Below are 12,265 nucleotides of genomic sequence, written 5' to 3' on the forward strand. Positions count from 1 at the left end.
ACGGGGCGTGTCTGGCCTCAATCCGCGTCGTCGCGATGTTTGGCGACGAGGCGCGGCAGCACGGCGGAAAAATCCTTGCCCGTGCCGCCGTCGTTGACGAAAGCCTCGTAATAGGCGGTTGCGCGCGTACCCATCGGTGTTGCCGCATCGGCACTGTCGGCGGCCTGCTGGCTCAACCGCAGATCCTTGAGCATCAGGTCCGCGGCAAAACCGGGTACGTAATCGTTATCCGCCGGGCTTTGCGGGCCGATGCCGGGGGCCGGGCAATAGGCATTCATCGACCACGAATAGCCCGAGGACGTGGACACCACATCGAACATCGCCTGACGGTCCAGGCCCAGCTTGTCCGCCAACGCGAATGCCTCGCACGTGGCGACCATCGTGACGCCGAGGATCATGTTGTTGCAGATCTTGGCCGCCTGACCGTTGCCGGGCGCGCCGCAATGCACGGCCTTCTGGCCCATGATCTCGAACAACGGCGCCGCCTTGGCGAAGGCCGCGTCCGATCCGCCCGCCATGAAGGTCAGCGTTCCCGCCGAGGCACCGCCGATCCCGCCCGAAACCGGGGCATCCACGGGCAGCAAACCTGCATCCTCCGCCAGGCTTGCTGCGGCGCGGGCACTGTCCACGTCGACAGTGGAACAATCGATGAAGACCGCGCCTTCCTGTCCTGCGGGGACAATCGTGGAATAGACATCGCGCAGGATATCGCCGTTCGGCAGCATGGTGATGACCGCGTCGCGACCTGCGGCGGCCTGCGCGGCGTCTGACGCCTGTTCCACACCCTCGACGGTCACGCCCGCCACGTCGAAGCCGGTGACCTCGTGGCCCGCCGCAACCAGGTTCGCCGCCATCGGCGCCCCCATATTGCCCAATCCGATAAAGCCGATCTTCATGTCGTTCCCTCCTGACAGACCCCCCGGCCACCGCTTCCGCCTTGCGCGGAAGAGAGCGGCGTGCGGAAGCGTTTTCTACAGTTTCAACCCGTCCTCGCCCAACGGCATCAGCATCTGACTGACACGGATCTGCGGCAAATCCTCCAGCCGGGGGACGGCCCATTGCGGATTGCGATCCTTGTCGATCACGGCGGCGCGCACCCCCTCCAGAAACTCGCCATGTTCCATGCAGCGGGCGGTAAAGCGGTATTCCAGCGCCAGCGCGTCCTCGATCCGGCGCAAGGTCCGCGCCCGGTGTACCGCATCGACCGTACAGGCCACGGACAGCGGTGCATTGCGGCGCAGCGTCTTGAGGGTCGCCTGCTCCCACTCTCCGTTCACATGCTCCAGCGAGTTCACGATATCCATTGCCGTTTCGCCGCCGAAATGGCTGTCGATCCGCGCTTGTTCCTGCATCAGCGGCCCGGGCTGAAGCGGTTGTGCGAAATCACCGATCCTGTCGATGCCATCGGCGCAAAGCGCGGATTTCAGCTCCTCCATATGAGCCTGCGGAACATAGGTGTCCGCAAAGGTTGCGTGGATCGCATCCGCCGGACCCATCCGGGTGCCGGTCGTGCCCAGATATTCGCCCAGTCGCCCCGGCGCACAGCTCAGCAGCATGGAGCCGCCGACATCCGGGATCAGCCCGATGCCGCATTCGGGCATTGCCACCTGCGTGTCATCCGTCACGATCCGGTGCGAGCCGAGCGCCGACAACCCGACCCCGCCCCCCATGACGAACCCATGCATGATCGCGACATAGGGTTTGGGATAGTTCCAGATCAGCGCGTTCAGCCGGTATTCATCGGACCAGAACTGCCGACCATAGGCGTAGTCGCCGGTGCGGCCCGTCTCGTACAGTTTCTGTATGTCGCCACCGGCGCAAAACGCCCGGTCCCCGGCGCCGTCGATCAGGATCAGCTCCACCGCCGGATCGTCGCGCCATGCGATCAGATGCTTTTCGATCTCCGGAATCTGGTCATGGGCCAGCGCGTTCAGCGCCTTCGGTCTGTTCAGCGTGATCCGGCCTGCACGGCCTTCTATGCGAAAGAGAGTGTCCACGTTCTGCCCCTCAGCCTTTGCCGCGATCCGCCAGCAGCTTTCGCGCGACGATCATACGCATGATTTCGTTGGTACCTTCGAGAATCTGATGCACCCGCAAGTCGCGCACGATTTTCTCGATGCCGTAATCCTCCAGATAGCCGTAGCCGCCATGCAGTTGCAGACAATCGTTCGCGACCTTGAAGGCCGCATCGGTCACGAAACGTTTGGCCATCGCACAATGTTGCGTGGCGTCCGGTGCCCTCTGGTCCAGCTTCCACGCGGCCTGCCGCAGAAAGATGCGGGCGGCTTGCAGTTCCGTTTCCATGTCCGCGACCCGGAATTGCAGCGCCTGGAACGAATCGAGCGTCTCGTCGAAGGCCTTGCGCTCACCCATATAGGTCAGCGTTTTCGTCAGGGCGCCCTGTGCGCCTCCCATGCTGCAGGCGGCGATGTTCAGGCGGCCGCCGTCCAGACCCTTCATGGCAAAACGGAACCCGTCGCCCTCCGCCCCGATCAGATAGCGGGCGGGAATGCGGCAATCGTCGAATTGCACCTGGGCGGTTGGCTGCGCCTTCCAGCCCATCTTGCGCTCCTGCGCGCCGAAGCTGAGACCCGGTGCGCCCTTTGGCACCAGAACCGTGGAAATCCCCTTCGGCCCCGGGCCGCCCGTGCGGCACATCACGACATACCAGTCGGAATAATCACCGCCCGAGATGAACGCCTTGGTCCCGTTCAGAACGTAGTCGTCCCCGTCGCGTCGCGCCGTCGTCTTCAACGATGCAGCATCCGAGCCGCAGCCCGGCTCCGTCAGGCAATAGCTGGCGACCGTCTCGAACGAGGCCAGACCGGGGATCACCTCGGCCCGCAACTCATCATTGGCAAAGCTGTCGATCATCCATGCGCACATGTTGTGGATCGACACGAACGCGGCGACCGATGGATCGCCCAGGGACAGCCCCTCGAAGATCAGGGCCGCATCCAGACGGCTGAGCGCGGACCCGCCGTGATCCTCGGCGCAATAGATCGCCCCCATGCCGAGCGCCCCGATTTCCGTCAGCAATCCCCGGTCGATGCCGGTGCTTTCGGCTGCAATCGCGGCGGGGCCCAGCCGGTCCCGCCCGAAATCGGCGGCCATGTCCGCGATCGCCGCCTGTTCCTCGTTCAGCGCGAAGTCCATTTACTTCATCACCGGGATGGAGAATTCCGCCCCGTCCTTGATGCCGCTGGGCCAGCGCGCCGTAACCGTCTTGGTCTTGGTGTAGAAACGGAATGCATCCGGTCCGTGCTGGTTCAGATCGCCGAAGCTCGACTTTTTCCAGCCGCCGAAGGTGTAATAGGCCAGCGGCACCGGGATCGGCACGTTGATGCCCACCATCCCGACGTTGATACGCGCCGCGAAGTCCCGCGCCGCGTCACCGTCACGGGTGAAGATCGCGGTGCCGTTGCCGTATTCGTGATCCATGGCCAGCTTCAGCGCATCCTCGTAGTTTTCCGCCCGCACGGTGACCAGCACCGGGCCGAAGATTTCCTGCGTGTAGATGTCCATGTCCGGCGTCACGTGATCGAACAGGCACGCGCCGAAGAAGAAGCCGTCCTCGTAGCCCTGCATCGAGAAGCCGCGTCCATCCACGACCAGCTTTGCGCCCGCCTCAACGCCGGATTCCACCAGTCCGCCGACGCGGGCCTTCGCCTCCGCCGTGACCAGAGGGCCGAAATCGACGTCATCGCCGCCGGTATAGGGCCCGATTTTCAGCGCCTCGACCTTGGGCGCCAGCTTCTCCATCAGCTTGTCCGCCGTACCCTCACCCACCGGAACCGCGACGGAGATCGCCATGCAGCGTTCCCCCGCAGCGCCGAATCCTGCGCCGATCAGCGCATCCGCCGCCTGATCCATGTCCGCGTCGGGCATGATGATCATGTGGTTTTTCGCCCCGCCGAAGCACTGCACCCGCTTGCCGTTGGCGCAGCCACGCTCATAGATATAGGCCGCGATCGGGGTCGATCCGACGAAGCCCACGGCCGAAATCCCCTCATGGTCCAGGATCGCGTCGACCGCTTCCTTGTCGCCGTTGACGACTTGCAGGATACCGTCGGGCAGGCCCGCCTCCTGCATCAGTTCGGCCAGCATCAGCGGCACGGAGGGGTCACGCTCGGACGGTTTGAGGATGAACGCATTGCCCGCCGCGATGGCCGGGCAGAATTTCCACATCGGAATCATCGCGGGGAAGTTGAACGGGGTAATGCCCGCCGCCACGCCCAGCGGCTGCCGCATGGAATACATGTCGATGCCTGGGCCAGCACCGTCGGTATATTCGCCCTTCAGCAGATGCGGCGCGCCCAGACAGAATTCCGCCACTTCCAAACCACGGATCACGTCACCCTTGGCGTCGGGCAGGGTCTTGCCATGCTCCCGGCTCAGCGCCTCGGCCAGCTTGTCCATGTCACGATGCAGCAGCCGGATGAACTCCATCAGCACACGCGCGCGGCGCTGCGGGTTGGTGGCACCCCACGCGACTTGCGCGCGGGCCGCGCCCTGCACGGCGCTGTCCATATCGGCCGCATTGGCCAGCGGCACCTGTGCCTGAACCTCGCCGGTTGCGGGATTGTAAATGTCCGCTTTCCGCCCCGAAGTGCCGGAAACGCGCTTGCCGTCGATGAAATGCCAAAGCTGTTGCATGGTCGTACTCCCCAGAATTTGCGTCACCTTAACCTTGCGTCCGCGCGGGATCGACCGTTAATTCCTCAGACCAATCCTGCAAATCTGCAAGAAGGCTGCCATGACCAAACCGAACTGGGACGATCTGCGCGTCTTTCTCGAATTGTCGCGGCGCGGCACCCTATTGGGCGCGGCGCGTGCGCTCGGCATTGACGCGGCGACCGTCGGCAGGCGTGTCGCCGCGCTGGAACGCGCGCTGGACACCCGTCTGTTCGACCGTTCGCAACGCGGATACGCGCTGACCGAGGCAGGCCGCCGCCTGACCGATCCGGCCATCGCGATGGAGGCCGCGGCCAGCACCGCCGCCGACCGCCTGTCCAACCAGACGGAACGCCTGTCGGGCGCCGTGCGCATCGGCGCGCCCGAGGGCGTGGCCGCCAGCATCCTCGCTCCGGCCTGCGCCCGGATCGCAAGCGATCACCCGAATCTGCGGTTGGAGCTGGTGGCCCTGCCACGGGTCTTCTCCCTCAGCCAGCGTGAGGCGGACATTGCCATCGCGCTGACCCCGCCCACGGCCGGACGCCTGCGCACGCGGCGGGTCGCGGATTATGGTCTGCACCTCTATGCCACGGCAGAGGTGATCGCCCGCCATGACCTCACCACCCGGCCGGCGCTGCGCGACGTGCGGTTCATCGGCTATATCGCGGACATGATCTTTGACAAGGAACTGGACTACGTTCCTCTGGTCGGGGCGCGGCTGCGCCCGCAACTGACATCGACCTCGCTGAGCATCCAGCTCGACTGGGCCGCCGCAGGCGAGGGGGCGTGTATCCTGCCTGATTTCGTTGCCCGCAAGCGGCCCGAGCTAATACAGGTTCTGCCGGATCAGATCGCCTTCACCCGCAGTTTCCACCTGATCCGGCATGAGGACGATCTGCGTGCCGCCCGGATCACCCGAACGGCGGACAGATTGACAGCGGCGTTGCGCGCGACGCTCAGCTGACTTTGCTCCTGAAATATCCGAATCCGTGCCCTCAGGTCGCGATACCGTCCGGCAGGCGCGGTGTCGCTGCCAACAATTGCCGTGTGTAGGCCTCGCGCGGTGCGGCGAAAACCGCCTCCGTCTGACCGCTCTCGACGATGCGGCCTGCCTGCATGACCATCACCCGGTCGGTGATCGCGCGCACAACGCTCAGATCGTGGCTGATGAACAGATAGCTGACCTCGAATCTCGCGGACAACTCCGCCAGCAGGTCGAGGATCTGTGCTCGCACCTGGACATCCAGCGCACTGACGGCCTCATCCAGCAAGATCACGTCGGGGCGAATGATCAAGGCTCGCGCGATGGCGATGCGCTGCCGCTGACCACCGGAAAAGGCATGGATGTGCCGGTCCGCATCGCGGGGCTGCAATCCGACGCTGCGCAGAACCTCCTCCACCGCCGGGCGGCGCGGCGGCGCGTTGTCGAGCAGATGGAACGGTTCCGCGATCAGACGCTCCACCGTCCAGCGCGGGTCGAAGCTGCCGAACGGATCCTGAAACACGACGCCGATGCGCCGCCGCAACGCCCGTGGGGCCGCCGCATCCATCACCTGACCGCCCAGCGTGATGGCGCCGCCCTGCACCGGTTCCAGCCCCAGCAGCGCCCGCGCCAATGTTGATTTGCCTGATCCGCTTTCCCCGACCAGCCCCAGATTTTCCCCCTGATGCAAGCTGAAGCTGACCCCGCGCACCGCCTCGACCGGGGGCGCGCGGCCCAGCAGGCGGCGGGTGCCGGGATAGCTGCGGACAACATCGCGTACGTCCAGCACCGTCGCGGCCTCAGCCCGCGCGGCGCGGACGGGCTGGTGCCGCGAGGCCGCCAGCAAGGCACGGGTATAATCGTGGGTGGGCCGGTGCAGAACCTCAGTCACCAGACCTCGTTCCACGATCCGGCCCAATTGCATCACCGCGATCCTGTCAGCCATTTTGGCCACCACTGCCAGGTCATGGGTTATCAGGATCAGACCCATCCCGTCCTCACGCACCAGCCGCCGCAGCAGGTCGAGGATCTCACCCTGCGTCGTCACGTCCAGCGCGGTCGTCGGCTCATCCGCGATCAACAGCTTGGGGGCCAGCGCGATGGCGCAGGCGATGACCACCCGCTGCCGCTGTCCGCCGGACAGTTCATGCGGGAACCGCGCCAGCCCGATATGCTCCAATCCCACGCGATCCAGCACCTCACGCGCGCGCTGCCTTGCGGCGCGGCGGCCGGTGCGGGTGTGCAGGCGCACCGTCTCCGCCACTTGGTCGCCGATGGTGTGAAGCGGATTCAGCGCGGTCATCGGCTCCTGAAACACCATCCCGACATCGCGCCCGCGACGGGCGCACATCCGGCGTTCGGACAGCTTATCCAGCGCCTCGCCTTGCAACAGGATCGCGCCTTCTACGCTCATGACCTCAGGCAGCAGACGCATGATGCCCAGCGCGGTGATGGATTTGCCCGATCCGCTTTCCCCGACCAGGCCCAGAACCTCCCCCGGTTCCATCTCGAACGAGACATCGCGCAGGATATCCAGCGCGCCGATCCTGACCGACAGCCCCTGAACCGACAGAAGGCTCATTGCGCGCGCCCCCGGCTCAACTTCGGATCGAACGCATCGCGCAGGCCGTCCCCCATCAGGTTCAGCCCCAGTACGCTCAACACGATGGCAAGGCCGGGAAACAGCGCCATATGGGGCGCGAGAGAGATCAGCGTCTGCGCATCCGCCAGCATTCGGCCCCAACTGGGCAGGGGCGGCTGCGCGCCAAGTCCGACATAGCTCAACGCGGCCTCGACCAGAATGCCGACGGAAAACTGGATCGTCCCTTGCACAATCAGCAGGTTCGCGATGTTGGGCAGAATATGCTCCGCCGAAATCCGCGCCGCGCCTTTGCCGGCCACTCGTGCCGCCATGATGTATTCGCGGCTCCACAGACTCAGCGCTGCGCCCCGTGACAGACGGGCGAAAACCGGAATGTTGAAGATGCCGATGGCCAGGATGGCGTTCCAGACGCTGGGCCCCGTCAGGGCCGTGATCAGGATGGCGATCAGGATCGACGGAAACGCGAAGATCAGGTCGTTGCCCCGCATGATCACATCGTCCAGCAGTCCGCCCCGCCGTGCGGCCGCCGTCAGACCCAGCGGCACGCCCAGCCCCATGCCGATCCCGACCGAGGCCAGCGCCACGGCCAGCGAGGTACGCGCCCCCACCATCAGCATCGAGAAGATATCGCGCCCCAACTGATCCGTGCCCAGCCAGTGATCCGCCGAGGGGCGCAGCATCCGATCCGGTATCGAAATCGCACCGACATCGTGCGGGGTCCAAACGAAGCTCAGCAGTGCCACCAGCGCGAACGCACCGCTCAACGTCCCGCCCAGGATCAGATTGCGCGCCCTCATCGCCGCAACCTCGGATCGACGATGGCATAGGCCAGATCGACCAGAAAGGTGACCACCACCACGGCCATGACCAGCAACATCACCGTGCTTTCCACCACGATCAGATCGCGCTGGTTGATGGCCTGAAACAACAGCCGCCCCAGTCCCGGCAGATAGAAGACGTTCTCGATGATGATCGCACCGGCCAGCAGGAACGAGAATTGCAGCCCGATGATCGTCAGAACCGGGATCATCGCATTGCGCAATGCGTGTGCGCGCACGACGCCGCTGCGGCTCAACCCCTTGGCGCGGGCGGTGCGCACGTAATCCTCGTCCAACGTGTCGATCAGGGCGGAACGCATGATCCGCGCGAGGATGCTCGCCTGTGGCAGCGCCAGCGAAATCGCGGGCAGGGTCAACGCGCGGATCGCGGCGACAGGATCATGCCAGCCGGGAAAGCCACCCGCCTGCACCCAACGCAGGTTGATGGCGAAGATCACCACCAGAAACATCGCGAACCAGAAATTCGGGATCGCGATGCCCAGTTGCGTCGCCCCCATGATCCCGTAATCCGCCGCCCTGCCCCGCCGCATGGCGGCAACGATCCCGATGGGAAAAGCGATCACCGTGGACAGCCCCAGCGCATAGAGCGCCAGGGGCAAACTGACCCAGACGCGATCCGCGATCAGTTCGGCCACCGGAACGCGGTAGGTGTAGGACGTTCCGAAATCCCCGGTCAGCCAACCACCGATCCAGGTGAAATACCGTGCCACCAGCCCCGCATCCAGACCCATCTGCGCCCGCAGCGCCGCCACGGCCTCGGGCTCGGCGTTCATGCCCAGCATGAATGCCGCCGGATCACCGGGCAGAACCTCGATTACGCAGAAGATCAGGATCGACGCCACGATCAATGTCACGATGAGCGAGAACAGCCGCTGCATGAACCGCATCAGCATGGGATGGCCCTGACGGTTTCGCGCCATCGCGCGAGGATATTTGCCGCGACCGGGAGGCGTCTGAGCCTCCCAGCAGCGTTATGGAAAGGCAGCCTTCTACGCCCGGATATAGCATAGGACCAACGCGCGCAGCGCTGGTCGCAAAAGTATAAATGCGCCTTTCCGGTGGTTCGGATATCGCCGCAGGCCTGCACCCTCACACCCCGTAGAGGTCTGAGAATTTCGTTTCCAGATAGGCAATCAGCGGTGCGCTCGTCACCTCGCCGCCCACGGCTTGCCGCATCAGCGCGGGCGCGGGCAGAACCGCGCCGTGCCGGTGCACGTTCTGCCCCAGCCAAGCCACCGCAGCCGAAGTATCGCCCTGCGCCAGTCTCGCATTCAGATCCGGTATGGCGGTGGTCAGCTTCTCATACAGGGCGGCGGCGTAGATGTTGCCCAGCGCATATGTCGGAAAATAGCCGAACAGACCGATGGCCCAGTGCACGTCCTGCAGGACACCCTTTGCGGGATCGGTCACCTGCTGTCCGAAATCGGCCGCGAACCGCTCGTTCCAAGCGCCCTCCAGATCGGGAACCTCCAGATCGCCGGCGATCAGGGCCCGTTCCAGATCGAAGCGCATGATGACGTGAAGGTTGTAGTGGACCTCGTCCGCCTCCGTCCGGATGAAGCCGGAGGTGACGCGGTTCACCGCCGCGTAGAATTCCTGCTCCCCCATGTCGATGCCGAACGTTTGTACCATGCGGCCGTGCAACCAGCCACAGAACGCGCGGGACCGGCCCAACTGGTTTTCCATCAGCCTGCTCTGGCTTTCGTGCACGCCCATGCTGACATGTGCCCCGGCGGGGGTACGTTCCAACGCCGGGGGCAGCCCCTGCTCATAGACGGCGTGGCCGACCTCGTGCACGGCGGAATACAGGCAATCGAAGGGGCGCGCCGTGTCCACGCGGGTGGTGATGCGCACGTCCCCCAATGTGCCGGCGCAGAACGGGTGAGCCACCAGATCCATGCGCCCCGCCTGCCAATCATAGCCGAAGACTCCGGCGAGGTCGCGCGCGATGCTCATCTGCCCTTCGACCTCGAACGTACCGTCCAGATCACGCGGATCGCGTCCGCTGTCCGCGATGCGTTCGCGCAGATCGGACAAGGGCGCCCGCAACGATCCAAGGATCGCCTCCAGCGGCGCGGTCCTCATTCCCGGCTCGAATCCGTCAAGCAGAGTGTCGTAGCGGGTTTCGTCGTCCAGCTTCTGTGCTTCGGCCTGTTGTCGTTTCAGGTTCACGATCTCCGTCAAGGCGGGCACGAAGGCCGCCACGTCCGACGCAGCACGGGCCGCCGCCCAGACGTTATGACCCTTGCTGGTGGCGCGGGCGATCGCCTCGGCCAGATCGCCGGGCATGTTGCGGTTTCGCGACCAGTCGCGGCTGATCAGACGGACATTCGCGGCCTGCGCCGGGTCCAGCGCGCCCCCGTCGATGTCAGACAGCCAATCCCCGATGCGCGGATCGGTGCGGCGGGCGTGGATCACCGATTCCAGCGCCCCGATCTGATCGGCCCGCTGATCCGCGCCGCGCGGTGGCATCATTGCCTGCTGATCCCAACCCAGCAGACCTTGCGCCTGTGACAAAGCCTCCGTTTGCTTCACATGCGCGATCAGGGCGTCATAGGACATAGGGCTTCCTTTGGTTCGTTTTGTGCACTGCGCAACGGAAAAGGGCCCGGGTCAAGCCCGGACCCTTCGCGGAATCGTCGCGGGTTTCACTCCGCCCAGCTTACGCCGGTCAGATCGGTCGCCTGCGTGGGAGAGTTTTCCCACAACCCGCGTAGCCGCGCATCCGCGACACCGGTTTTGGCCAACTGGAACAGATAGGCGTTCACGTGCTGCTCCGCGATCATCGTCTGGGCGTCCTTCAACAACGCGGTCCGGGCGCTGTCGTCGGTGGTGGCGCTCAGTTCCTCCATGATCGCGACGAACTCCGGCGCGGCATAGTCGAAGTAGTAGTCTTCGCGCGCGTAGATGCCGATATCCATCGGCTCCGTGTGGCTGACGATGGTGAGCCCGTAGTCGCGCCCCTTGAACACGGTTTCCAACCAGTCGGCCCATTCGACGTTGGTGATCTCCGTCTCGATGCCGACCTCACGCAGTTGTGCGGCGATGATCTCACCCCCACGGCGGGCATAGACGGGCGGCGGCAGTTTCAGCGTGGTGGTGAAACCGTCGGGATAGCCTGCCTCCGCCAACAGTTCACGCGACCGCTCGGGGTCATGGTTCGACAGATCCGACAGGTCCGTATAGGCGGGATGGTGCGGCGCGAAATGGGTGGTGATGGGCGTGCCATAGCCGAACATCGCCCCGTCGATGATGGCCTGCCGGTCGATGGCATGGGCCACGGCCGCACGCACCAGCGGGTTGTCGAAGGGTTCGACGCCGTTGTTCATGGCGAGGATCGTCTCACCCTCGGTCGAGCCGACGATGACCGTATAGCGTGGGTCCGATTCGAACTGCACCAGATTTTCCGGCGCGGGGAAGACGGGGAATGCATCCAGATCGCCGGCCATCATGGCCGCGAACGCCGCCGTGGGATCCGAGATGAACTTGAACGTCGCGGATTCGAGCGCGACCGGATCCCCCCAATAGGCATCGTTGCGCACCAACTCCACCCGATCGCCCTGCACCCAGTCCGCGAATCGGAACGGCCCGGTGCCCACGGGAGAGGTGGCATTGTCGGCGGCGGATTCTTCGGCCACGATCACCGCGTCGCCCCATGCCAGATTGAACGGAAGCGCACCGTTGGGTGCCTCCAGCGTCACGCGCACCTGGCTCGGGCTGATCACCTCGACCGCGGTGATGCCGTCGAACAGCGCCTTTTGCGCGTTGGTCGAATCCTCCGCCCGCGCCCGATCCAGAGTGAACTTCACGTCCTCCGCATCGAAGGCGGTGCCGTCATGGAACGTCGCGCCCTCGACCAGGGTGAAGGTATAGACGGTGCCATCATCGCTGATGTCCCATGCGCGCGCCAGCCCGGGCAGGATTGCGCCATCGGGTCCGAAGCGGGTCAGCCCCTCGAAGATATTGGCATAGACGACCTCGTCGATGGCGGCGGCGGCACCGCCCGTCGGATCGAGATTCGGCGGCTCCAGCTGCATACCCAGCGTGATCGACGTCTCTTGCGCAATCGCCGTGGTCGCGAACATCGCGGCGGCGAAGGTCAGGCCCAGTTGCTTCATCGGTATCTCCCCTATTATCTGCCTTTTTCGACAGTCGGTCCGAAGCATG

The 12,265-nt window shown here is 64.9% G+C and carries 10 protein-coding genes; 1 reads left to right on the forward strand and 9 read right to left on the reverse strand.

Annotation, left to right across the window (positions count from 1 at the left end; genetic code table 11):
- Window positions 1-17 precede the first annotated feature (17 nt).
- From mmsB to H1S03_RS14385, 4 genes are all read right to left on the reverse strand, one after another.
- Window positions 18-896, reverse strand: a complete 879-nt coding sequence (gene mmsB, locus H1S03_RS14370) for a 3-hydroxyisobutyrate dehydrogenase (protein ID WP_185805015.1) — start codon at window positions 894-896, stop codon at window positions 18-20.
- Between the two features lie 75 nt (window positions 897-971).
- A complete protein-coding gene (locus H1S03_RS14375; RefSeq protein ID WP_185805016.1) occupies window positions 972-1,997 on the reverse strand; it encodes a 3-hydroxyisobutyryl-CoA hydrolase in 1,026 nt (341 codons plus the stop codon).
- Window positions 1,998-2,007: 10 nt separating this feature from the next.
- Entirely contained in the window at window positions 2,008-3,156 is a 1,149-nt protein-coding gene (locus H1S03_RS14380; protein ID WP_185805017.1) for an acyl-CoA dehydrogenase family protein, read from the reverse strand.
- Entirely contained in the window at window positions 3,157-4,656 is a 1,500-nt protein-coding gene (locus H1S03_RS14385) for a CoA-acylating methylmalonate-semialdehyde dehydrogenase (RefSeq protein WP_185805018.1), read from the reverse strand.
- Between the two features lie 100 nt (window positions 4,657-4,756).
- On the opposite strand from H1S03_RS14385, the gene H1S03_RS14390 reads away from it, so the two are divergent.
- The gene (locus H1S03_RS14390; RefSeq protein ID WP_185805019.1) at window positions 4,757-5,638 is read left to right on the forward strand and encodes a LysR family transcriptional regulator; all 882 of its coding nucleotides are present in this window, start codon (window positions 4,757-4,759) and stop codon (window positions 5,636-5,638) included.
- Window positions 5,639-5,669: 31 nt separating this feature from the next.
- Here H1S03_RS14390 and H1S03_RS14395 read toward each other — a convergent pair whose 3' ends face one another.
- The 5 genes from H1S03_RS14395 to H1S03_RS14415 form a co-directional block, all read right to left on the reverse strand.
- Window positions 5,670-7,238: an ABC transporter ATP-binding protein gene (locus H1S03_RS14395; protein ID WP_185805020.1), complete on the reverse strand. Its 1,569-nt coding sequence runs from the start codon at window positions 7,236-7,238 to the stop codon at window positions 5,670-5,672.
- Entirely contained in the window at window positions 7,235-8,056 is an 822-nt protein-coding gene (locus H1S03_RS14400; protein ID WP_185805021.1) for an ABC transporter permease, read from the reverse strand. Before H1S03_RS14400 ends, H1S03_RS14395 begins: the two co-directional genes overlap by 4 nt.
- On the reverse strand, window positions 8,053-9,018 hold the full coding sequence (locus H1S03_RS14405; RefSeq protein WP_430700919.1) for an ABC transporter permease: 966 nt from the start codon (window positions 9,016-9,018) through the stop codon (window positions 8,053-8,055). The genes H1S03_RS14400 and H1S03_RS14405 overlap by 4 nt, the downstream gene beginning before the upstream one ends.
- A 169-nt stretch (window positions 9,019-9,187) precedes the next feature.
- Window positions 9,188-10,660 carry a carboxypeptidase M32 gene (locus H1S03_RS14410; protein WP_185805022.1) on the reverse strand — a complete coding sequence of 491 codons (1,473 nt, stop codon included), beginning with the start codon at window positions 10,658-10,660 and terminating at the stop codon, window positions 9,188-9,190.
- 86 nt (window positions 10,661-10,746) lie between these two features.
- On the reverse strand, window positions 10,747-12,216 hold the full coding sequence (locus H1S03_RS14415; protein ID WP_185805023.1) for an ABC transporter substrate-binding protein: 1,470 nt from the start codon (window positions 12,214-12,216) through the stop codon (window positions 10,747-10,749).
- Window positions 12,217-12,265: the final 49 nt, after the last annotated feature.

Source organism: Pontivivens nitratireducens (assembly GCF_014235845.1).
GTDB lineage: Bacteria > Pseudomonadota > Alphaproteobacteria > Rhodobacterales > Rhodobacteraceae > Pontivivens > Pontivivens nitratireducens.